Annotated in this window: 17 protein-coding genes and 2 riboswitches; of the genes, 8 read left to right on the top strand and 9 right to left on the bottom strand. The window is 74.2% G+C overall.

Annotated elements, in window-relative coordinates; translation table 11 throughout:
• Window positions 1-75: 75 nt before the first annotated feature.
• The 7 genes from ACIQ9P_RS05435 to ACIQ9P_RS05405 all read right to left on the bottom strand — a co-directional run bounded on the left by ACIQ9P_RS05435 (window position 76) and on the right by ACIQ9P_RS05405 (window position 9,341).
• Window positions 76-849 carry an enoyl-CoA hydratase gene (locus tag ACIQ9P_RS05435; protein ID WP_402350078.1) on the bottom strand — a complete coding sequence of 258 codons (774 nt, stop codon included), beginning with the start codon at window positions 847-849 and terminating at the stop codon, window positions 76-78.
• Window positions 846-1,730 carry a 3-hydroxyisobutyrate dehydrogenase gene (gene mmsB, locus ACIQ9P_RS05430; protein WP_402350075.1) on the bottom strand — a complete coding sequence of 295 codons (885 nt, stop codon included), beginning with the start codon at window positions 1,728-1,730 and terminating at the stop codon, window positions 846-848. The genes ACIQ9P_RS05435 and mmsB overlap by 4 nt, the downstream gene beginning before the upstream one ends.
• A complete protein-coding gene (locus ACIQ9P_RS05425) occupies window positions 1,727-2,803 on the bottom strand; it encodes an enoyl-CoA hydratase/isomerase family protein (RefSeq protein ID WP_402350072.1) in 1,077 nt (358 codons plus the stop codon). The genes mmsB and ACIQ9P_RS05425 overlap by 4 nt, the downstream gene beginning before the upstream one ends.
• Window positions 2,803-3,951 carry an acyl-CoA dehydrogenase family protein gene (locus tag ACIQ9P_RS05420; RefSeq protein ID WP_402350069.1) on the bottom strand — a complete coding sequence of 383 codons (1,149 nt, stop codon included), beginning with the start codon at window positions 3,949-3,951 and terminating at the stop codon, window positions 2,803-2,805. Before ACIQ9P_RS05420 ends, ACIQ9P_RS05425 begins: the two co-directional genes overlap by 1 nt.
• Window positions 3,948-5,492 carry a CoA-acylating methylmalonate-semialdehyde dehydrogenase gene (locus ACIQ9P_RS05415; RefSeq protein WP_402350066.1) on the bottom strand — a complete coding sequence of 515 codons (1,545 nt, stop codon included), beginning with the start codon at window positions 5,490-5,492 and terminating at the stop codon, window positions 3,948-3,950. Before ACIQ9P_RS05415 ends, ACIQ9P_RS05420 begins: the two co-directional genes overlap by 4 nt.
• Window positions 5,493-5,697: 205 nt before the next feature.
• Window positions 5,698-5,889: riboswitch (cobalamin riboswitch) on the bottom strand.
• Window positions 5,890-5,996: 107 nt separating this feature from the next.
• Window positions 5,997-7,634, bottom strand: coding sequence for an amidohydrolase (locus ACIQ9P_RS05410; RefSeq protein ID WP_402350063.1), 1,638 nt, complete (start codon window positions 7,632-7,634; stop codon window positions 5,997-5,999).
• Window positions 7,635-7,904: 270 nt separating this feature from the next.
• On the bottom strand, window positions 7,905-9,341 hold the full coding sequence (locus ACIQ9P_RS05405; protein WP_402350060.1) for an APC family permease: 1,437 nt from the start codon (window positions 9,339-9,341) through the stop codon (window positions 7,905-7,907).
• 351 nt (window positions 9,342-9,692) lie between these two features.
• On the opposite strand from ACIQ9P_RS05405, the gene ACIQ9P_RS05400 reads away from it, so the two are divergent.
• Both ACIQ9P_RS05400 and ACIQ9P_RS05395 read left to right on the top strand, forming a co-directional pair.
• Window positions 9,693-10,931, top strand: coding sequence for a cytochrome P450 (locus ACIQ9P_RS05400; RefSeq protein ID WP_402350057.1), 1,239 nt, complete (start codon window positions 9,693-9,695; stop codon window positions 10,929-10,931).
• 72 nt (window positions 10,932-11,003) lie between these two features.
• Complete coding sequence (locus ACIQ9P_RS05395; RefSeq protein WP_402350054.1) at window positions 11,004-11,549, top strand: GNAT family N-acetyltransferase; 546 nt, start codon at window positions 11,004-11,006, stop codon at window positions 11,547-11,549.
• Window positions 11,550-11,564: 15 nt separating this feature from the next.
• Here ACIQ9P_RS05395 and ACIQ9P_RS05390 read toward each other — a convergent pair whose 3' ends face one another.
• Window positions 11,565-12,176: a histidine phosphatase family protein gene (locus ACIQ9P_RS05390; protein ID WP_402350051.1), complete on the bottom strand. Its 612-nt coding sequence runs from the start codon at window positions 12,174-12,176 to the stop codon at window positions 11,565-11,567.
• Between the two features lie 176 nt (window positions 12,177-12,352).
• Window positions 12,353-12,439, top strand: a riboswitch (cobalamin riboswitch).
• Between the two features lie 61 nt (window positions 12,440-12,500).
• On the opposite strand from ACIQ9P_RS05390, the gene ACIQ9P_RS05385 reads away from it, so the two are divergent.
• The 6 genes from ACIQ9P_RS05385 (at window position 12,501) to ACIQ9P_RS05360 (ending at window position 19,859) form a co-directional block, all read left to right on the top strand.
• On the top strand, window positions 12,501-12,725 hold the full coding sequence (locus ACIQ9P_RS05385) for a CbtB-domain containing protein (RefSeq protein ID WP_402350048.1): 225 nt from the start codon (window positions 12,501-12,503) through the stop codon (window positions 12,723-12,725).
• Between the two features lie 37 nt (window positions 12,726-12,762).
• Entirely contained in the window at window positions 12,763-13,614 is an 852-nt protein-coding gene (locus ACIQ9P_RS05380; protein WP_402351449.1) for a CbtA family protein, read from the top strand.
• 505 nt (window positions 13,615-14,119) lie between these two features.
• Complete coding sequence (locus ACIQ9P_RS05375) at window positions 14,120-16,231, top strand: prolyl oligopeptidase family serine peptidase (protein ID WP_402350045.1); 2,112 nt, start codon at window positions 14,120-14,122, stop codon at window positions 16,229-16,231.
• Window positions 16,232-16,500: 269 nt separating this feature from the next.
• Window positions 16,501-17,661, top strand: coding sequence for a HesA/MoeB/ThiF family protein (locus ACIQ9P_RS05370; protein ID WP_402350042.1), 1,161 nt, complete (start codon window positions 16,501-16,503; stop codon window positions 17,659-17,661).
• Window positions 17,662-17,866: 205 nt separating this feature from the next.
• Window positions 17,867-19,177, top strand: coding sequence for an MFS transporter (locus tag ACIQ9P_RS05365; protein WP_402350039.1), 1,311 nt, complete (start codon window positions 17,867-17,869; stop codon window positions 19,175-19,177).
• 19 nt (window positions 19,178-19,196) lie between these two features.
• Entirely contained in the window at window positions 19,197-19,859 is a 663-nt protein-coding gene (locus ACIQ9P_RS05360; protein WP_402350036.1) for a DUF6058 family natural product biosynthesis protein, read from the top strand.
• Between the two features lie 28 nt (window positions 19,860-19,887).
• Here the strand turns inward: ACIQ9P_RS05360 and ACIQ9P_RS05355 are convergent, their stop codons facing one another.
• Window positions 19,888-21,159 carry an ATP-binding protein gene (locus tag ACIQ9P_RS05355; RefSeq protein WP_402350033.1) on the bottom strand — a complete coding sequence of 424 codons (1,272 nt, stop codon included), beginning with the start codon at window positions 21,157-21,159 and terminating at the stop codon, window positions 19,888-19,890.
• Window positions 21,160-21,245 lie beyond the last annotated feature (86 nt).

The raw sequence follows: 21,245 nt of genomic DNA, 5'->3' as shown, positions 1-21,245 counted from the left end.
GGCCGCGACCGCGTCACGCGGTCGCGGCCGTGCGCGTCGGCCCCGGTCGGCGGAGGGAGTCCGGGCGGGACGCGATCAGTGGTGCTCGAACACCGGGGGGCGCTTCTCGGTGAAGGCGGCCATGCCCTCCTTCTGGTCGGCGGTGGCGAAGGTGGCGTGGAAGAGGCGGCGTTCGAAGCGGACGCCCTCGGCGAGGGTGGTCTCGAAGGCGCGGTTGACGCTCTCCTTCATCATGGTCGCCGCCGGGGCGGACATGGCGGCGATCGTGGTGGCGGTGGCGAGGGCCTCGTCGAGCAGACGGTCGGCCGGGACGACGCGGGAGACCAGGCCGGCCCGTTCGGCCTCCTCCGCGTCCATGGTGCGGCCGGTCAGACAGAGGTCCATGGCCTTGGCCTTGCCGATGGCTCGGGTGAGCCGCTGGGAGCCGCCGATGCCGGGGATGACGCCGAGCGTGATCTCGGGCTGGCCGAACTTCGCGGTGTCGGCGGCGATCAGGACGTCGCAGAGCATGGCCAGTTCGCAGCCGCCGCCGAGGGCGTACCCGGCCACGGCGGCGACGACGGGCTTGCGCAGGGCGCCGAAGCGGTCCCAGGCGGCGAACCAGTCGCCGAGGTAGGCGTCGACGAAGTCCAGGGACTGCATCTCCTTGATGTCGGCTCCGGCGGCGAAGGCACGATCGGAACCGGTGAGGACGACGGCGCCCACGTCGGGGTCGCGGTCGAACTCCGCCGCCGCCCGGACGACTTCGTTCATCAGCAGGGTGTTGAGGGCGTTCAGGGCCTTCGGCCGGTCCAGGGTGATCAGGCCCACTCGGCCGTGGCGCCCGACCCGGATCGTCTCGTGGCTCATGCGGTGTTCTCCCGAAGGGTGGTGATGATGGCCGAGAAGTCCCGTCCGGCGCCTTCGCCCTGGGCGAAGGCGGTGAACAACTCGGAGGCGCGGCGGCCGAGTTCGGCGGGGACGGCGGAGGCGTCGGCGGCGTCGGCGGCCAGGCCGAGGTCCTTGGCCATCAGGGCGGCCGCGAAGCCCGCCGGGTAGCCCCGGTTGGCGGGACTGGCCGGGACCGGGCCGGGGACGGGGCAGTTGCTGGTGAGCGCCCAGCACTGGCCGGAGGCGGTGGAGGCGACGTCGAAGAGTGCCTGGTGGCTCAGTCCGAGGCTCTCGCCGAGGACGAACGCCTCGGCGACCGCGATCATCGAGACGCCGAGGATCATGTTGTTGCAGATCTTCGCGGCCTGCCCGGTGCCGGACTCGCCGCAGTGCACCACCTTGCGTCCCATCGCCGCCAGCACCGGTTCGGCGGCGGCGAAGTCCTCCGCCGCGCCACCGACCATGAAGGTGAGGCTCGCCGCCTCGGCCCCCGGGACCCCGCCGGAGACCGGGGCGTCCAGGGCCCGGTGTCCGGCCGCCCGGGCGAGGTCCCGGGCGGTCCGGGCGTCACCGACCGCGATCGTGGAGCAGTCGACGAACAGCGCGTCCGTCGTCACGGCGGTCAACTCCCGGTAGACCTCCAGGACATGGCGTCCGGTCGGCAGCATGGTGAGCACCAGTTCGGCGTCCGCGACCGCCGCCGCGGCCGAGCCCGCGATCCGCACGCCGTGACCGGCCGCGCGTTCCCGGGCCTCGGGCGCCAGGTCGTGGCCGGTGACGGTGTGACCGGCCACGACCAGGTTGGCGGCCATCGGGCCGCCCATGTTTCCGAGTCCGACGAATCCGATCCGGTGGGTCACCAGCGCTCCAGGGGGGTGAGGTCGGCGAGGCCGAGTTCCCGCTCGCCCAGTGGGGCGAACCAGCGGGCCACGGCGGCGGGGTCGACGGCGTCCAGCGTGGCCGGACTCCAGTGCGGGGTGCGGTCCTTGTCGATGACCTGGGCCCGGATGCCCTCGGCCAGGTCCGGGGTGGCCAGGGCCGCGCAGGAGCTCCGGTACTCCTGGTCGAGCACCGCTTCGAGCGGGCCCAGGGCGCGGGCCCGGCGCAGCGCGGCGAGGGTCGCCTTGACGGCCGTCGGCGCGTTGGCGGTGATCCGGTCGGCCGCCTCCTTCGCCTCCGGTTCGCCGCTCGCGCCGAGCCGTTCGAGGATCTCCTCGACGGTGTCGGCCGCGTAGCAGCCGTCGATCCACTCCCGCTGCCGCTCCAGCCGGCCACCGGACGGCGGCGGCCCGACGTGCCGGGCGAGCGCGTCGTGGACGGTCGAGTCGGCGAGGTCGTCGAGCAGGGCGGGCAGTCGCGCGGACGGCACGAAGTGGTCGGCGAGGCCGCAGAGCAGCGCGTCCCCCGCACCGGCGGAGCCGGCGGTCAGGGCCAGGTGGGTGCCCAGTTCGCCGGGTGCCAGGGCGAGCAGATAGGTGCCGCCGACGTCGGGGACGAAGCCGATGCCCGCCTCGGGCATGGCGATCCTGGTGCGTTCGGTGACGATCCGGACGCTGCCGTGGGCGGACACGCCGACCCCGCCGCCCATCACGATGCCGTCCATCACGGCGACGTAGGGCTTGGGGTAGCGGGCGATCCTGGCGTTGAGGCGGTACTCGTCCCGCCAGAACTCCTCGACCTCGCGCGGGTCGCCGCCGGTCGCGGCGCGGTGGATGGCGACGATGTCGCCGCCGGCGCAGAAGGCCCGGTCGCCGGCGCCGGTGACGACGACGGTCGTGACCCGCGGGTCCGCCTCCCACGCGTCCAGCGCGGCGGAGATCCGCCGGACCATCCCGTGGGTGAGGGCGTTCAGGGCCGCGGGACGGTTGAGGACGATCAGCCCGGCCCGGCCCTCGCGCTGGACCAGGACCTCCTCGATGTCGGTCCCGGCCATCAGGCGGCCCCGGTCAGGCCGCGGGCCACGATGACGCGCATGATCTCGTTGGTCCCTTCCAGGATCTGGTGCACCCGCAGGTCGCGGACGATCTTCTCGATGCCGTACTCGGCCAGGTAGCCGTAGCCGCCGTGCAGTTGGAGCGCCTGGTTGGCCACCTCGAAGCCGGTGTCGGTGGCGTGCCGCTTGGCCATCGCGCACAGCTGCGGGGCGCGGGCGTCGCCCCGGTCCAGGGAGTCCGCGGCCCGCCACAACAGGGCGCGGGCGGCCTCCAGTTCGGTGGCCATGTCGGCCAGGCGGAACTGCAGCGCCTGGGCGTGCAGCAGCCGGGCGCCGAAAGCCTCGCGTTCGGCCAGGTGGGCCACGGTGCGCTCCAGCGCGCTCTGGGCGCCGCCGAGGGAGCAGGCGGCGATGCCGAGCCGGCCGCCGTTGAGCCCGTTCATGGCGATCCGGAAGCCCTCGCCCTCGGCGCCGAGCAGCCGGTCGGCGGGCACCCGCACGCCGTCCAGGACCACCTGCCGGGTCGGCTGGGCGTTCCAGCCCATCTTGCGCTCGTTGGCGCCGAAGGAGAGTCCCGGGTCGTCCCGGTCGACCAGGAAGGCCGAGACGCCCTTCGGCCCGGGGCCGCCGGTGCGCGCCATGACCAGGTAGACCTGGGCGCTGCCGGCACCGGAGATGAACTGCTTGACGCCGTCGAGCACCCAGTGGCCGCCGTCGCGGACGGCCCGGGTGGTGAGGGCGGCGGCGTCGGAGCCGGCGCCGGGTTCGGTCAGGCAGTAACCGCCCAGGTGTTCGGCGGTGCACAGGCGCGGCAGCCAGCGGGCGCGCTGGGCGTCGTCGCCGTGGCGGTCGATCATCCAGGCGACCATGTTGTGGATGGAGAGGTAGGCGGCGATGGACGGGCAGCCGGTGGCGAGGGCCTCGAAGGCCACCGCGCCGTCGCGGCGGGTGAGGCCGGAGCCGCCGGACTCCTCCCGGACGTAGACGCCGGCCAGGCCGAGGTCTCCGGCCTTGCGCAGCACGTCGACCGGGAAGTGCTTGGCGAGGTCCCACTCCACCGCGTGCGGGGCGAGGTGCTCGTCGGCGAAGGCCCTGGTGGTCTCCGCGATCGCGCGCTGGTCGTCGGTGAGATCGTGCACGGCGCTCATCCCATCGTCGGCATGGTGAAGCTGGCGCCCTCCTTGACCCCGGAGGGCCAGCGCGAGGTCACCGTGCGGGTGCGGGTGTAGAAGCGGATCGAGTCCGGGCCGTGCTGGTTGAGGTCGCCGAAGCCGGAGCGCTTCCAGCCGCCGAAGGTGTGGTACGCGATCGGCACCGGGATCGGCACGTTGACACCGACCATGCCGGTGTTGACGCGGCGGGTGAAGTCGCGGGCGGTGTCGCCGTCGCGGGTGTAGATGGCCACGCCGTTGCCGAACTCGTGCTCGCTGGGCAGGCGCAGGGCCTCCTCGTAGTCGGCGGCGCGGACCACGCTCAGCACCGGGCCGAAGATCTCCTCCCGGTGGATCCGCATCTCCGGCGTCACCCGGTCGAACAGCGAGGGGCCGAGGAAGAAGCCCTCCTCGTGGCCCTCCAGCCGGAAGTCGCGGCCGTCGACGACGAGTTCGGCCCCCTCCTCGACGCCGAGGTCCAGGTAGCCGCGGACCCGCTCCAGCGCGTCCCGGCCGACCAACGGGCCGAAGTCCGCCGCCGGGTCGTCCGAGCGGCCGACCTTCAGCGCGCCGATCCGCTCGACCAGCTTGGCCACCAGCGCGTCGGCGGTCTCCTCGCCGACCGGGACGGCCACCGAGATCGCCATGCAGCGCTCGCCCGCGGAGCCGTAGCCGGCGCCGACCAGCGCGTCGGCCGCCTGGTCGAGGTCCGCGTCGGGCATCACGATCATGTGGTTCTTGGCGCCGCCGAAGCACTGGGCCCGCTTGCCGTGGGCGGCCGCGGTCGCGTAGACGTACTGGGCGATCGGGGTGGAACCGACGAAGCCGACCGCCTGCACCCGGGGGTCCTCCAGCAGGGTGTCGACGGCCTCCTTGCCGCCGTTCACCACGTTCAGCACGCCGGGCGGCAGTCCGGCCTCCAGGAACAGTTCGGCGAGCCGCAGCGGCACCGAGGGGTCACGCTCGGACGGCTTGAGGACGAAGGCGTTGCCGCAGGCCAGCGCGGGCGCGGCCTTCCAGAGCGGGATCATCGCCGGGAAGTTGAACGGGGTGATGCCGGCGACCACGCCGAGCGGCTGGCGCATCGAGTACACGTCGATGCCGGTGCCGGCGTTGTCGGTGAACTCGCCCTTGAGCAGGTGCGGGATACCGGCCGCGAACTCCACCACCTCCAGGCCGCGCTGGAGGTCGCCGTGGGCGTCGGCGACGGTCTTGCCGTGCTCGGCGGAGAGCAGCCGGGCGAGCGTGTCGCGCTCCTGCTCGACGAGCTGGAGGAAGCGCAGCAGCACCCGGGCCCGGCGCTGCGGGTTCCAGGCCGCCCACGCGGGCTGGGCCTGGGCCGCGTCGGCGATCACGGCCTCGACCTCGGCGCGGCTCGCCAGCGGCACCCGGGCCTGGACCCGGCCGGTGTTGGGGTCGTGGACGTCGCCGAAGCGGCCGGAGGTCCCGGCGGTGCGCTTGCCGCCGATGAAGTGGGTCAGCTCGGGAACGGCCGGGTGGGGCACGATCGGGTCGGGGGTGGTGGACTCGGGGACCATCGGTTCCTTCTCTCGTCAGGATGGGGAGAGGAGGAGTGGAGGCCGCGCCGGTGCGCGGGAGCACGGTGGTGCGCCCGGCGGCAGGGACGGCGGCGGCGGACGAACCGTCAGCGCGGGTGCGCCCCGGGGTTCGTCGGCACGGCACAGCCGGGGGCGGTGGAACGGGAGCAGCCCGGATTCATGCGTGTCGTCTCCATCCTCGTGGAAAACACGGACCATCCGCGGCCGGTATCCTGACTCCCGGATCGACGCGCGCCCCCGGGCCTTCCCGGCTGGCTGCCAGTGGCCGAACTCCTGCGAGGACGAACTCCCCGGTCACAGTGGCGGGACCGTGCCGGACTCACACCGGCTTCCCTGACACCGCGGACCTGTTCCGACCATATAGTTGGACGTCCTAGTAAGTCCAGAGCGCCTCACCGCCCGGGCGCGGCGGCGGTCTCCGCAGGGAACGCGACGGGCCCCGGGGGACAGCGCCCCGGGGCCCGGACGGACGTTGACGCGACGTCAGTCGATGGCGTGGACCAGCTCGCCCCCGACGTAGGTGCGCAGCACCCGGGCCGACGCGATCTCCTCCGGCGGGCCGGTGAGGATGTCGCGGTCCAGCACGACCAGGTCGGCCAGCAGACCGGGCGCGAGCACCCCGGCGTCGTCGTGCCCGTTCACATGGGCGGTGCCCGCGGTGTAGGCGGCGATCGCGGACGCCAGGTCGAGCCGCTGCTCCGGCAGGAAGACCCGGTCGTCCCCGGCGTCGGGCTCGCGCCGGTTGACGGCGACGTGCAGGCCGGCCAGCGGGTCCGGGCTGCTCACCGGCCAGTCGCTGCCGGCCGCCAGGGTGGCCCCGGCCCGCTGGAGCGCGCCGAACGGGTACTGCCAGGAGGCGCGCTCCGGGCCGAGGAAGGGGATGGTCAGCTCGTCCATCTGCGGCTCGTGCGCCGCCCACAGCGGCTGGATGTTGGCGATGGCGCCGAGCCGGGCGAAGCGGGGCACGTCGTCGGGGTGGACCACCTGGAGGTGGGCCAGGTGGTGGCGGGTGTCGCGCCACCCGTTGGCGGCGCGGGCCGCCTCGACCGCGTCCAGCGCCTCGCGCACCGCCCGGTCGCCGAGCGCGTGGAAGTGCACCTGGAAGTCGAGTGCGTCGAGGGCCGTGACGTACTCGCGCAGGGCGGTGGGGTCGACGAAGCTGAGGCCGGAGTTGGCGGTGGCGCAGCCGCAGCCGTCCAGGTAGGGGCTGGTCATCGCGGCGGTGAAGTTCTCCGCGATGCCGTCCTGCATGATCTTGACCGAGCCGGCCCGGAACCGGCCGTGGGCGAGGGCGGTGCGGCGCTCGACGAGCTCGGGGATCTGCTCGGCGCCCCGCTCGCGCTCCCACCAGAGGGCGCCGTTCACCCGGGCGGTCAGCGCACCGGAGCGCGCCGCGGCGAGGTAGGCGTCGGAAGGGTCGGACATGCCGTTGAACTCGCCGAGCAGGGCGTCCTGCCAGCCCGTGATGCCGAGGGAGTGGAGCAGGCGCTGGGCGCACAGCAGTCCGTCGAGGCGGTCGGCGGCGGTGATCGGCGGGATCAGCCGGGCCACCAGGGCGCTGGCGCCCTCCTGGAGGACGCCGCTGGGGGTGCCGTCGGCCTCGCGCTCGATCCGGCCGTCGGCCGGGTCGGGGGTGTCGCGGTCGACACCGGCGAGTTCCAGGGCGCGGGTGTTGGCCCAGGCGCCGTGGTGGTCACGGTTGGTGAGGTGGACCGGGCGGTCGGGGACGACGGAGTCGAGCAGCTGCCGGGTCGGCAGGCCGCCCTCGAAGCTCTCCATCGACCAGCCGCTGCCGGTGATCCACTCCTGGTCGGGGTTCGCGTCGGCGTAGGCGCGGATGCGCTCCAGGTAGTCGGCGACGCCGACGGTGCCGGTGAGGTCGCAGGTGGCCAGTTCGGTGCCGCCGCCGACGGCGTGGATGTGGGCGTCCTGGAAGCCGGGCAGCAGCAGCTTGCCGGTGAGGTCGACGACCTCGGTGCCCGGGCCGATCAGGTCCCGGACCTCGTCGTGGCCGACGGCGGTGATCCGTCCGCCGGTGACGGCCAGGCCGGTCGCCCGGGTGCGGGCGGCGTCGCCGGTGTGCACGGGGCCGCGGGTGAAGACCAGATCGGCTTTGGTCATGGGTGGTGCTCCGTTCTCGGGTGGTGCGGGTGTGCGAGGTACGGGTGGTGCGAAGGACGGGTGGTGCGGGCGGTGCGGAGTTCGGGAGTGCGGGCGGTGCGGGCGGTGCGAAGCGCCGTGTGCTGCCGGGAGCCCCCTGTGCGGTGTGCCCCCGGCGGGGGACGAGGCGCGGGCCGGGCGGGTGGGGGTCCGCCCGGCCCGCGTCCTCGGCCGTCCTCGGGTGCCCCGGGGCGCCCTCGGACGTTCCGGGACACCCTCGGCGCCCTCACCTCAGCCGTGCTCGGGCGTCCCCGCGGCCTCGCCGAGGAAGTACGCCGAGCGCCGCCGCCAGCGCGCCCAGGCCGCCGCCGGCAGACCGGTGACGATCATGAGTACCACGACCGTGAGCTCGAACCAGCCGTTGTCGGCGGAGAGTTCGAAGTGGTCGGTGGAGTCGTAGAAGCTCCAGGCGAGGTAGCCACCGACGACCAGCAGGACCGTCGCGCCGAGCAGCGGGCCGACCACCGCGCGCAGCCCCTCCACCAGGTCGGTGCGCAGCAGGTGGCGGAACCGGACGGCGGCCGCGACCGCGGTGAGCGCGTAGTAGAGGGCGACGATGATGCCGATCGCGTTGACGGCCGCCGAGATGAGGTCGTTGACGGTCGGGATGACGATCGAGCACAGCGCCAGGGCGACCGCGACCCCGGTGATCAGCAGGGTGCCGACCGCGGGCGTGCGGTGCTTGGGGTGCAGCCTGGTCCAGACGGGGCCGAGCACGCCGTCGCGGCCCATCGCGAACAGGCCGCGGGCGGTGGGGATCACCGAGGACTGCAGCGAGGCGACCGCGGAGAACATCAGCGCGATCAGGGGCAGCGCGGCGAGTGGCTGGTCGGCGAGCCGGGCGCCGAAGTAGGTGAGGCCGTGCGCGCCGTTGTCGGCCAGTTCGTCGAGCGGCAGGACCCGCTGGAAAGCCGTGCCGGCGAGCAGGAACAGCAGCAGCATCACGACCAGGGCGAGGGTGCCGGCCCGGGAGGCGTCCCGGGGGTCGTGCACCTCCTCTCCGACGCTGAACACCGATTCGAAGCCCCAGTAGCAGAACACCGCGAGCACCATGCCCTGGGCCACCGCGTCGAAGGACGGGATCGTGAACGGGTTGAACCAGTCCAGCGAGAACGGCTGGTCGCCGGCGAACAGCCCGTAGCCGCAGAAGCCGAGCAGGACCGCGTACTCGAACACCAGCAGCGCCTTCTGCAGCCGCGCCGCCAGGCCGAGCCCGCGAACCGCGACCAGCGCGGCGCCGACCAGGACGACCAGGCCGATCAGGGTGCACTGCACGGTCGAGTCGGCGTCCAGCCGCAGCCCGGCGACGCTGCGCAGGTGCGCCTCGTCGAGGAGCTGGACGATCGAGGAACCGGTCACCGTGGTGGTGTAGGCCATGAACACCACGGTGCCGACGGTGTTCACCCAGCCGGTGAGGAAGCCGAGCCAGGGGTTGAGCGTGCGCCCGACCCAGCGGTAGCTGCTGCCGGCGTCCGGCTCCGAGCGGTTCAGCCGCCCGTAGCCGCCGGCGATGGCCAGCACGGGGAGGAACGCCAGCAGCATGATCGCGGGCAGGTGGAGGCCCACGACGCCGGCCATCAGACCGAGGCCGATGCCGATACTGCTGGTCGCGGCGGTACTGGAGGCGGCGATCGCCGCCCCGTCGATAAGGCCGAGGGACCGGGGCATGGAGTCCTGGGGGCCGTAGCTGTCCGTTCTCGGACCGCTGCCCGTGGCCTTCGCCGTCGATGCCAAGGGATCACCGCCTTGCTGGTGGGGGGTGTGGGGGTGGGGGTGAAGTGCGTGCCATGAAACCGGCGACCGCGAGACACGTCAATGCCGTTGTCATAAGGACGGGACACGACCGGGGCCGCCGCACGGCCACGTGGCCGGGGCCGCCGAACGCTCCGCACGGTGCGCGGGGGCGCCGCTGGGGGCGTCCGGCACACCGCCGGGCGCCCTTTCCCCACCACCGCACCCGCCGTACGGTCACAGACGGCCGGTCGTCCGGCCCGCCGCTCCCCGACCGAGGAGGGCCCCGTGGAACCCCGCTGCCCGTTCACCCACGTCCTCGACCCCCACGCCGCCGACCCGCACGCCGAAGCCGCCCATCTGCGCACCCACGGCCCGGCCGTCCGGGTCGAACTCCCCGGCAAGGTCCTCGCCTGGTCGGTGACCCGCGCCGAGGTCGCCCGGCAGCTCCTGGCCGGCCCCCGGCTCGCCAAGAACGCCCGCCGCCACTGGCCCGAGTGGATCGACGGCCGGGTCGGCCCGGACTGGCCGCTGGCCAGCTGGGTCGCCGTCGAGAGCATGTTCACCAGCGACGGCGAGGACCACCACCGCCTCCGCACCCTGACCGCCCCCGCCTTCGGCCCGCGCCGGGTGGAGGCCCTGCGGCCCCGGGTGCGCGCGATCGTCGCCGCCCTGCTCGACGAGCTGCGCGCCACCGCCCCCGGCGAACCGGTCGACCTGCACACCCGGCTCTCCTACCCGCTGCCCACCACCCTGATCTGCGACCTCTTCGGCGTCCCCGAGGAGCAGCGCCCCGAGGTGCGGCGGGTGGTCGACGGCGTGCTGGAGACCGGCGCCACCCCCGAACGGGCCGAGGCCCTCCTCGGCGACCTGTTCGCCGCGATGGCGCACCTGGTGGCCACCAAACGGGAGACTCCCGGCGACGACATGACCAGCGAGCTGATCGCGACCCGGGACGCCGCCGGCACCCGGCTGAGCGAACAGGAGCTGGTCTCCACCCTGATCCTGATGATCGGCGCCGGCTCCGAGACCACCGTCAACCTGATCGACCACACCGCGGCCCTGCTGCTCACCCACCCCGAGCAGCTCGCGCTGGTCCGGAACGGCTCGGCCACCTGGCGGGACGCCATCGAGGAGGCACTGCGCCTCGAAGCCCCGGTGATGCACCTGCCGCTGCACTTCGCCGCCGAGGACATCGACCTCGGCGAGGGCGTGCTGATCCGCACCGGCGAGCCGGTCCTGATCGCCTACGGGGCGAGCGGGCGCGACCCGGAGCTGCACCCCGACCGGCCGGACGCCTTCGACCTCACCCGGCCCGACAAGAGCACCCTGGCCTTCGGCCACGGGCGCCACTACTGCCTGGGCGCCGCGCTCGGCGTACTGGAGGCCGAGGAGGCCCTGACCGCGCTGTTCGGCGCCTTCCCCGAGATCGGGCTCGCGGTGCCGGCGGAGGAGCTGCGGCACCAGGAGTCCTTCATCGTCAACGCCCTGCGCGCCCTCCCGGTGCGCCTCTCCCCCGCCCGCTGACCGGGCGCCCGTCGACCACCGACCGCCGACCGCCGACCGCCGACTGTCGGAGGCGGGCGCTACGGTACGGCCATGGACGACGACCGCACCCCCGCCGTGCGCCTGGAGCCCTGGTCCGAGGGCGACGCCGGACTGCTGCGCGCCCTCAACGCGCCGGAGCTGACGACCCACCTCGGCGGCCCGGAGTCCGAGGAGGCACTCGCCCGCCGCCACCGCCGGTACGTCGACCTGAGCGCCGACCGCACCGGCGCGGGGCGGATGTTCCGGATCGTGCTGCTGTCCTCCGGCGCGCCTGGAGCACCGGAGGAGACCGCCGGGAGCATCGGCTTCTGGGCCCGCGAGTGGGCCGGCGAGCAGGTGCACGAGACGGGCTGGGCCGTCCTGCCCGCCTTCCAGGGCCGGGGCGTGGCCACCGCCGCGACCCTCGCGGTGGCGGAGCGGGCCCGGGCCGCGGGTCCGCGCCGCCACCTGCACGCCTTCCCCTCGGTGGACCATCGGGCGTCGAACGCGGTCTGCCGCCGAGCTGGCTTCGAACTCCTGGGGCCGCAGGACTTCGAGTACCCACCGGGCCACCCGATCCGCTGCAACGACTGGCGCCTCGACCTGGGCCGCCCCTGACCGACCGGTCGGGTCTCAGCCCAGCCGGAGGTTCCAGCGGCCGGACCGGCCGGTCAGTTCGACCACCGCGAGCGGGGGTACGTCCAGGCGGCGGAAGGCGTGGTCGGGGACGCCGAGCGCGTGCACGGCCGCGGCGCGGACGGTGTCCGGCTCGGCGACGACCAGGAGGCGGCCGGTGAGTCCGGCCGCGGTGCCGTCCAGCCAACCGGCGACCCGGGCGCACAGCTGCCGGACCGACTCGCCCCCGTGCGGGGCGGCGGCCGGGTCGGCGAGCCAGGCCATCAGCGCCTCCGGTTCCTCGGCGGCCACCTCGTCCAGGGTCCGCCCGCGCCAGCGTCCGGGCGCGCAGCCGCTCAGCGCGGGTTCGGCGAGCGCGTCGGCCAGGCCGAGCTCCTCGGCCGTACGGCGGCAGCGGGCGGAGGGCGAGGCGAAGCGGCGGGACGCCACCGGGAGGTCCGGCCGGAGGGCACGGGCCGCGCGCGCCCCGGCCTCGTCCAGCGCGTCGCCGCCGTGCGGCGCGCCACCGTCCGCCGCGCCGCCCCCGTACGCGGAGGCTTCGTCGGCGAACCGTGCCTGCCGCAGTTCGGGTCCGATCGCCGGCGAGACGAAGATCACCCGTACCGTCACGCGTTCTCCCCCTTCGTACACCTGTCACCCTTGGGGCCGCCCGGAACTCCCCGCTCCGGACCGCCCGGGCGCGCGAATCCGCAGGTCGCGCCACGACAACGATTCCGTGCGCGCCCTTGGCGCCGTCGGCACCGGGCGCTACGGTCTCCCCCGACAACTGAAGACGACGGCGAGACGGAAGTCCGGTGGGAATCCGGCACGGTCGCGCCACTGTATGCCGGACCAGGCCACCTCACGCAACGGCGGGGCCCGGCAAGTCAGACCCGATGGCCGTCGTCCGAGCTCCACCGAACGGGACGCGTGTTTCCCCCAGGAGGTCCTGCCATGGCCCAGTCCGCCCTGTCCCCCAGCCTGCCCTCGGCCGGCTCCGCCCCCGCATCGCTGCCGATCCGCGCGATCCTGCCGTGGGCGCTGTTCCTCGGCACCCTGATGCTGGTCCTGCTCTACTTCGTCGGCGCCGAGCAGGGCGCCACCTCGGTCTTCTCCGGTGCGACGGTGCACGAATGGGTGCACGACGGTCGGCACCTGCTCGGCTTCCCCTGCCACTGATCCCGGAGAACACGCACCGATGAACAACTCCGCAACCATGCCGTCCGGCACCGTGGGCAGGCTCCTGCTGCGCGGTCTGCTGGCCGGTCTGATAGCCGGGCTGGTGGCCTTCGTCTTCGCCTACACCGTCGGCGAGGGCCCCGTCTCGGACTCCATCGCGCAGGAGCAGGCGCACTCGGCCCCGGCCGGGCACCACGACCACGGCGGCGGCTCCGCGGCCGCGGCCGGCGGTACCGAGGACGCGGCCGCGCACGAGCACGCGGCCGCCGACGCCGGGGACGAGGAGGAGGAACTGGTCAGCCGGGACCTCCAGTCCACCGCCGGTCTCGCCACCGGCGTGCTGGTGTACGGCGTCGCGGTCGGCGGGATCGCCGCGCTGGCGTTCTGCTTCGCCCTCGGCCGGGTCGGCCGCTTCGGCCCCCGGGCCACCGCCGCGCTGGTCGCGGGCGCGGCCTTCGTCACCGTCTACTTCGTGCCGTTCCTCAAGTACCCGGCGAACCCGCCGGCGGTCGGCAATCCGGACACGATCGGGAAGCGCACGGCGCTGTTCTTCCTGATGATCGCGCTCAGCGTGCTGATCGGCGTCGCCGCGGTGATCCTCGGCAAGCGCCTGGCCCCGCGCCTGGGCACCTGGAACGCGGCCGTCGCGGCGGGCCTCGGCTACGCCGTGGTGATGGCCGCGCTGGCCTTCGTCCTGCCGCCCAACGACGACGCGATTCCGGAGGGCTTCCCGGCCGCGCTGCTGTGGGACTTCCGACTCGCCTCGATCGGCCTCCAGGTGGTGCTGTGGACGGGGTTCGCCCTGCTCTTCGGCGCCCTGGCCGACCGGGCCCTCGCCCCGGCGGCCCCGGCCGCCGAGCGCGCGCCGGTAGCCGCCCCGGCCGTCTGACCCGGCCCCCACCGCACCACCCGCGCCACCCGTGACGCACCACGTACGACTGATCGACCCCGCCGAAGGCGCGCCGGCGGGGTCGATCAGTCGTATCCGTCGTATTCCGTCGTATCCGCGGCACGGCGGGCCGGACGGCCGGGAGCACGAGCGCGGTGGACCCGCCGGAGCCGTGGCCGACGCACCGGTGGCGGGTGACGACCGGCGCGACGGCGTCCGGTCCGACGCGGACCCGTGTCCGTGGGAAATTCTCATCCGGCGCCCGGGCTCCGGCGCCCCGGCACCGCGCCTCCGCCGAAGGGCCAGGTCCGTGCCATTGGTGCGTGTGCGCCGCCCGACGGAGCCGTAACCGGTCCGCCGACCGACCGGAATCCCTTTCACGACAAGGCCATTGACGAGTACGCGGAAACCGTCGCTAGGATGTCGGCGCCCTCGACGGCGGCCGGTCAGCGGGCCGCCCCGGGTGGCGATCTCCGTTCCGTCCGCACGCCGGTTGGAGGGGGCCATGCTGCCGAACGACCCGGCCGGGCGGCCGGACTACCCGCCCGTCGCACCCGGCGACACCGTCGACCGGCTGGGCGGGCGCGACGTCCCGGACCCGTACCGGGCCCTGGAGGACGGCGACGCCCCCGCCACCCGGGAGTGGTCGGCCGGCCAACGACGCCTGTTCGACCGGCTGCGCGACGACTGGCCGGCCGTGGAAGCGTTCCGGACCGCGATGACCCGGCTGACCGCCTTCGAGCAGCTGACCCCGCCCCGGCCCGCCGGCGAGCTGGCCTTCTTCACGGTCCGCGGACCGACGGACGAGCACCCCGCGCTGGTCGTCGCCGACTCCTCCGGCACCCGCAGGATCCTGTTCGACCCGCACCGCCACGACCCCACCGGCCGGACCGTGCTGGGTGGTTGGACGCCCGACCCGACCGGCGCACGGGTCGCCGTGCAGACCGCCGAGGGCGGAGCCGAGGAGTTCACCCTGCACGTGCTGGACGTGGCCACCGGCCGCACCGTGGACGGGCCGATCACCGGCTGCCCCTACGGCGAGGTCGCCTGGGTCGGCGGGCCGGACGCCTTCTACCACGTCCGCGGCGGGCCCGGCGGCGACGCGGAGGGCCCCGGCGGCGGCCGGCTGTACCTGCACCGGATCGGCGGGCACCCGGCGGACGACACCGAGGTTCCCGGCGCCGCGGCCGCCACCGACGGCGGTACCGGGCCGGGCGCCGAACTGGACGTCCTGACAGGGACGGACGGCCGTCTCCTGGTGACCGCCACCGCCGACGGGCTCTCCAGCGGCAACCGCGTCCGGCTCGCCGACCTGACCCGCGGCACCCCGGAGAAGCCCGACTGGCACCCGCTGTCCGCCCTGGACGGCGGCTGGAGCTCCCCGTGGCCCGCCACCGACGGCCTGCTGTACGTGCTCACCGACCTCGACGCGGACCGGGGCCGGATCCTGGTCCTGGACCCGGCGGCGCCGGAGCGGCCGCGCGTCCTCGTCCCGCAGCACGAGCACGAGGTGCTGGAGTCCTTCGCCGTCCTCGACGACGCCGCGCTGCCGGTCCCGCTGCTGCTGGTGCTCCGCTCGGCCGGCGGGCACGGCCGGATCACCCGGCACGACCTGCGCACCGGCGCACCGCTCGGCGAGGTCCCGCTGCCCGGCACCGGTGTCGTCACCGATCTGACGTTCCGTCAGGGTGGCCACGAGGCTTGGTTCTGCTACTCCGACCCGACCACCCCGGAGACCGTCCACCACTACGACGCCCGCCCCGGCACGACCGGGGTGTGGCGGGCGCCGGGCACCCCGGACGTCCCCGCCGTGCTGGTCTCCGAACTGCGCTGCGCCGCCGCGGACGGTACCGAGGTGACGGTGCTGCTCACCCGCCCGGCCGCCCGCCCGACCGGCCCGCTGCCCACCGTGCTCCAGGGCTACGGCGCCTTCGGCGAACCCCAGGTCGCCGACTACTACGCGGCGGCGCTCGCCTGGGCCGGTCTGGGCGGCCAGTTCGCGGTGGCCCGGGTGCGCGGCGGCGGCGAGCACGGCGAGAGCTGGCACCGCGCCGGGATGCGCGAGCACAAGCGGAACGGCATCGACGACTTCCTCGCCGCCGCCCGCGCGCTGCACGACCGGGGGCTGTGCCCGCCCGGCGGGCTCGGCGCGTTCGGCCAGAGTGCCGGCGGCCTCCTGGTCGGTGCGGCGATGACCCGCTCCCCCGACCTGTTCGCGGCGGTGGCCGCCACCGCCGCACCGCTCGACATGGCCCGTTACGAGCTGAGCGGCTACGGACCCTACTGGACCGACGAGTTCGGCACCCGGGAGGACCCGGAGGAGCTCGGCTGGCTGCTCGGCTACTCGCCGTACCACCACGTGGCGGCCGGCACCGCCTACCCGGCCGTGCTGCTGACCGCGTTCGAGGACGACGCCAGGGTCGACCCGCTGCACGCGCGGAAGATGTGCGCCGCACTCCAGCGGGCCACCTCCTCCGACCGCCCGGTCCTGCTCCGACTGGAGGCCGGGGTCGGGCACGGGGCCCGCGCCCGCACCGGGCGGCTCGCCTATTTCGCGGATGTGCTGGCTTTCCAGGCCGAATACCTGGGGCTTTCCGTCCGCCCCGCCGGAAACTGAAGATCCCCCCGGGAAAAGCTGTTCTGACATCTTGTCCGGGAAGTTCGACGATGAATAGCATGGAGTCCGATCGGAGGGGGGAGGTGATTCCAATGATCAAGAAGTCCACCAAGCGCTACAGCAGCGCCGCCAGCACCGCCAAGGGCTGAGCCTGAGAATGCGGCGGGGCTTCCTTCGAAACGATGCCCCGCCGCACCCGTCCGGAACTCCGCACATTTCCGGAACCGGAATTTCCATGATTTCCGCCGCCCAGTCCCCGAGGGGTATTCGTGGCACGTCCCGCGCTCAAGACGAGCATCCCCTACTTCGTTTCCGACGGGTCGGTCCACTTCCGCCTCGGCGGTGAGCTGACCTCGCTGGAGGACACCGACGGCCGCGTGCTGAGGCTGCTCCAACTCCTCGACGGCACCCGCGACCTGGACGCCGTCCACCGCGACCTCGGCGCCGACTACCCGGACCTCACCGCCGAGGACGTGCGCGAGGCCGTCGCCGACCTGGACGCGAGCGGCCTGGTGCAGGACACCGCGGACCGGGGCGAGGACTTCGACGCCGCCGCGCGCGAGCGCTGGTCCAACAACCTGGGCTTCTTCGAGACCTACGCCTCCCTGGGGACCTCCAAGTACGAGTTCCAGCGCCGCATCCGCGATGCCAGGGTGGCCGTGCTCGGCGTCGGCGGCATCGGTTCGCACACCCTGATCGACCTGGTCGCGATCGGCTTCACGGACATCCGGATCGTCGACTTCGACAAGATCGAGGTCTCCAACTTCAACCGCCAGATCATCTACGGCGAACCGGACGTCGGCCGGACCAAGGTCCACGTCGCCGCCGAGCGGGCCCGCCGGCTCAACAGCCGGGTGCGGATCGACGCGGTCGAGACCAAGCTGATGTCCGCCGACGACGTCTACGCGGTGGTGCACGACCGGGACATCGTGATCGCCGTGGTCGACCGCCCCAAGGTGCACGTCGCGCACTGGCTGAACGAGGGCTGCGTCCGGGCCGGCACCACCCTGATCGGCGGCGGCGTCGACACCCAGCGGGCCATCCACTACACCATGGTGCCCGGCGTCAGCGGCTGCGTGGAGTGCTGGTACGGGCAGGTCCGCCGGGACGACCCGACCTCCCGGATGGTGCTGGACGTCCTCGACGACATCGACCGCGAGGGCAGCGCCTACGGCGAGGACACCGCCGCCTTCAACGGACTGGTGGTGGTCGCCGCCGCCCACATGGTCTCCGAGATGGTCCGGCTGGCCTCCCGGGTCTGCCCGCCGCTCGCGGTGGGCCGGCTGCTGGAGCAGACCTTCCACAACCCCCGGGTGCACCCGGCCGAGACCTGGACCCGCGACCCCGACTGCGTCGTCTGCCGCGACGCCCGGCCCGCCGCGCACGCCGAGTGGCTGACCCGGGTCGACCGGGAGGACCTCCCCTTCTGAACCCGCGAACCGCGACCCGTGAACCGCGGACCGCGCCCCGCGGACCGGGGCCGCCCGGACCCACGGCCCGCGACCGGCCGGGAACCCGGCGGGAATGCCGTACCGACGGCACCCGCCGGGATTTCCGCGCGCCACCGGAACCGTTCCGGAACATCTTTTCCCCGCCATCGACCGATCACCGAGAAAAGTGCATAGGAGAACGCCGGTGCCCACCGCGAAGCCGATCGAGGAACGTCCGACCCCGGGCCCGGCGGACATCCGCCTGCGCGCCGCATTCCTGGTCTCCGGAATCGGCGACTGGATCTACCGGCTGGCCATTCCGGTCCTGGTCCTGAAAATCACCGGATCGGCCACCTCGACCGCCCTCGCCTACGCGATCGAGTTCATTCCGTACATCGTGATCGGCCTCTTCGCGGGCGTCGTCGCGGACCGGTTCGACCGCCGCCGGGTGATGATCCTCTGCGACCTCTCCTCCGCCGTACTGGCCCTCGCCGTCACCGCGCTGGCCACGCTCGACCGTCCGCCGCTGGCCGCGATCTACCTCTGCGCGTTCCTGCTCGCCTGCGTCCGTCCGTTCTACTTCCCGGCGTTCCAGGGCTTCCTGGTCGACGTGGTGCCCGAGCGGCGACTCGCCCGGGTCAACTCCTGGACCCAGACGGTCGACAGCGCGCTCGGCTTCATCGGCCCGGTGGCCGGCATCACGGCCGTCGCGGCCCTGGGCGTCCCGGTCTCCGCCCTGGTCAACGCGCTCTCCTTCGGAGCCTCCGCCCTGCTGATCACCGCCATCTCCACCACCCCCGCCGCCGGCTCGGGGCCGACCACGGCCGCCCGGATCGCCAAGGACTTCGCCGACGGCCTTCGCGCCCTGCGGGCGATGCGGGCGGTGCTCTGGGGAACCGTGCTGATGGCCCTGTCCAACCTCGCCGCCTGGACGGTCGAGGGCAGCCTCTTCTACCTCGTCCTGGAGGTGGAGCAGAAGCCGAAGGTCGTGCTCGGCCTCGTTCTCGGCGCCCAGGGCCTCGGCGCCGTGGTGGGCGGGGTGCTCGCGCCGCGCCTGACGGACCGCTACCGCCTCGGCCCGCTGCTGGCGTTCGGCATGGGCCTGTCCGGGGCCACGATGGTCCTGCCCGCCCTGGTGCCCACCTGGTGGGCGGTGCTGATCGCCTGGGGCGTGGAGGGCGTCGCCACCTCGCTGGTGATCGTCAGCTGGTTCACCGCCCGGCAGAAGGTGGTGCCCTCCGCAGTGATCGGCCGGGTGGTGTCGGTCAGCCGGGCCGCCGCCTACGCGACCATCCCGCTCGGCGCGGTGCTCGGCGGCCGGCTGGTCTCCGGCGCCTCCCCCACCCGAACGCTCTTCGTGTGCGCGGCCGTGGTGCAGGCGGTAGTGTTCCTCGGCACCGCGCTCTCCCCGGTGGTGCGCATCGACCCCGGCCCCGGGGCCGGCCCGCACGGCCCCGATTCCGCCACCGGCACCGGCGACGGAGCGGCCGAGGCCGACGCGGTCGAGGCCGGCTGACACCCGAAGGAGGCCCGGCATGACGGAGACCGGCAGGACGGAGACCGACGTGACGAAGACCGGAACGGCCGCCACCGGAGCGACGGACACCGGCACGCCGCGCGAGCGGCTCGCCCGGCGCTACCTCGCCGTCAACGGCGAGCACCCGATGACCGAGGCCGACGACGCCTACGTCGACCGGCAGTTCGCCGCTCTGGAAGCGCTCTGCGCCCGCCACGGCGCGGACCCGGACGAGGTGCGCGGCCACATGCTCGCCGGACGCCTCCCGCTCCCCGGCTACCTGCGCTCCGACGGCACCGAGATGGTCGCCCCGGACCTGCTCGAACTGGTCGACGAGGCGGGCGGGTTGACGAAGCTGCCGGACTGGTTCCGGAGTCACTGGGCGGACCGGGAGGAAGGCGCGGAGGAGTACGAGTCGTACCTCAGCGGCCAGAACGTCTGCCTGCACCGCCTGCACCCGGTCACCATGCGCCGCAAGGGCGAACTCGTCCGGGACATCACCTCGGCCCTCGGCGACCCCGCCCGCGAAACGCCGGACCGGCTGCCCGCCCTGCACGCACTGGTCGACGAACTCGACGCCCTGGAACCGGAGTTCACCGCCTACGACCGCCTCCGCTTCGGCGGCCCGGTCTCCCGGGACACCTGCATCGACGCCGTCCGCCGCGAGCACCCGCTCGGCTGAGACCCGCCGGCCCGCCCGGGCACCGGTGTCACCACCGGGCGTGGGCCCCGATGTCGGACCGGAACGCCGCCACCATGGCGGCCGTCACCGTGGGACGGCTCGCGCCGATCGCGGCCAGGTGGTCCGCGGTGGTCGCCCCGGGCACCGCGTCGTCGCGCTCGAACGCCGTCTGGGCGGCGAGGCGCGCCGCGTGCTCGATGTCGGCGGGCGAGAAGTGCTCGCTCGCGGCCACCAGCGCGGGGACGTCCACGTCGCCGCGGTCGGTGCCGAGCGCGTAGCGCGCCCAGATCGCGGCCCTGGCGGCCGGGTCGGGCGTGCCGATCGGCAACACGTAGTCGAACCGGCCGGGACGCAGGAACGCCGGGTCGAGCGAGCGGACCGAGTTGGTGGCGCAGACCAGCAGCCGGCCGTCCCGCTCGCGGAACCCGGGGATCAGCTTGAGCAGTTCGTTGGTCACCCCGTGCGTCGCCCCCGCCCGGCCGGGCTCGCCGCGCACCGGGGCGATCTCCTCCACCTCGTCGATGAAGACCACCACTCGCTCCAGCTCGCCGATCCGGGTGAACGCGCCGCGCAGCGCGGCGGCGAGGTTGCCCTCGTCGGCCAGACGGGACGGCAGCAGTTCGACGAACGGCCAGCCCAGACGGGAGGCGATGGCCCGGGCGAAGGTCGTCTTCCCGGTGCCGGGCGGCCCGAACAGGGTGATCGCCCGCGGCGGCCGCACGCCGTGCCGCGCGGCGCGCTCCGGTTCGGCGAGCGGCAGGACGACCCGCCGCTCGATCAGCTCCTTCTCCGCCGTCATCCCGGCCACCTGGTCCCACAGGTCCCCGCTCAGCACCCGCCCGCCGAGTTCGTCCAGCGCGCCGGCGGCGGGGCCGGCCGCGGGCTCGGTCTTCTCGAAGTACGCTGCGGCGGGCCGCCGTTCGTAGCCGGCGTTGCGCAGCCCCTCGCCGAGCAGCTCCTCCTCCGGCAGCACGTAGGCGATCCGCCGCACCCGTGCCTCGACCAGTCGCCGTTCCAGTTCCCGCAGCAGCGCGCTGGCCAGGCCGCGCCCGCGCCAGGCCGGGGCGATCGCCACCCGCATCACCCACGCCCGCTCGCCCGCCCCCGCGACCTGCGCGAGCGCCGCCCCGATCGGCGCGCCGTCGTGCACGGCGACCACCGCGGGCTGGCGGGCGGTGAGCGCGCCGATGCACTCGGCGAGCGAGAACACCGACTCCTGCCCGAGTCCGGCGGTGCTGTCGATCAGATGGACGACGGCGGCCAGGTCGTCCTCGCGGTAGTCGTGGATCAGCCAGTTCACGTGCTTCGCTCCCTGCGCTCGCCGGTCGTGGTGCGGACTTCGGCGACGGTAGGCGCGGCGGCGCGGCCACGTCGCGCGCCACTCGG

The sequence above is a fragment of the Kitasatospora sp. NPDC094019 genome (genome assembly GCF_044764505.1).
In the GTDB taxonomy this organism is placed as follows: domain Bacteria; phylum Actinomycetota; class Actinomycetes; order Streptomycetales; family Streptomycetaceae; genus Kitasatospora.
The sequence above is the reverse complement of the archived record's forward strand: the minus strand, read 5'-3'. Positions and strand labels throughout refer to the sequence as shown.

What these genes read in the sequence shown, in the direction of transcription:
- ACIQ9P_RS05435 (WP_402350078.1), bottom strand. Translation starts at nt 849, where the DNA reads ATGAGCCACGAGACGATCCGGGTCGGGCGCCACGGCCGAGTGGGCCTG.
- ACIQ9P_RS05425 (WP_402350072.1), bottom strand. Translation starts at nt 2,803, where the DNA reads ATGGCCGGGACCGACATCGAGGAGGTCCTGGTCCAGCGCGAGGGCCGG.
- ACIQ9P_RS05420 (WP_402350069.1), bottom strand. Translation starts at nt 3,951, where the DNA reads ATGAGCGCCGTGCACGATCTCACCGACGACCAGCGCGCGATCGCGGAG.
- ACIQ9P_RS05415 (WP_402350066.1), bottom strand. Translation starts at nt 5,492, where the DNA reads ATGGTCCCCGAGTCCACCACCCCCGACCCGATCGTGCCCCACCCGGCC.
- ACIQ9P_RS05410 (WP_402350063.1), bottom strand. Translation starts at nt 7,634, where the DNA reads ATGACCAAAGCCGATCTGGTCTTCACCCGCGGCCCCGTGCACACCGGC.
- ACIQ9P_RS05405 (WP_402350060.1), bottom strand. Translation starts at nt 9,341, where the DNA reads ATGCCCCGGTCCCTCGGCCTTATCGACGGGGCGGCGATCGCCGCCTCC.
- ACIQ9P_RS05395 (WP_402350054.1), top strand. Translation starts at nt 11,004, where the DNA reads ATGGACGACGACCGCACCCCCGCCGTGCGCCTGGAGCCCTGGTCCGAG.
- ACIQ9P_RS05385 (WP_402350048.1), top strand. Translation starts at nt 12,501, where the DNA reads ATGGCCCAGTCCGCCCTGTCCCCCAGCCTGCCCTCGGCCGGCTCCGCC.
- ACIQ9P_RS05380 (WP_402351449.1), top strand. Translation starts at nt 12,763, where the DNA reads ATGCCGTCCGGCACCGTGGGCAGGCTCCTGCTGCGCGGTCTGCTGGCC.
- ACIQ9P_RS05375 (WP_402350045.1), top strand. Translation starts at nt 14,120, where the DNA reads ATGCTGCCGAACGACCCGGCCGGGCGGCCGGACTACCCGCCCGTCGCA.
- ACIQ9P_RS05360 (WP_402350036.1), top strand. Translation starts at nt 19,197, where the DNA reads ATGACGGAGACCGGCAGGACGGAGACCGACGTGACGAAGACCGGAACG.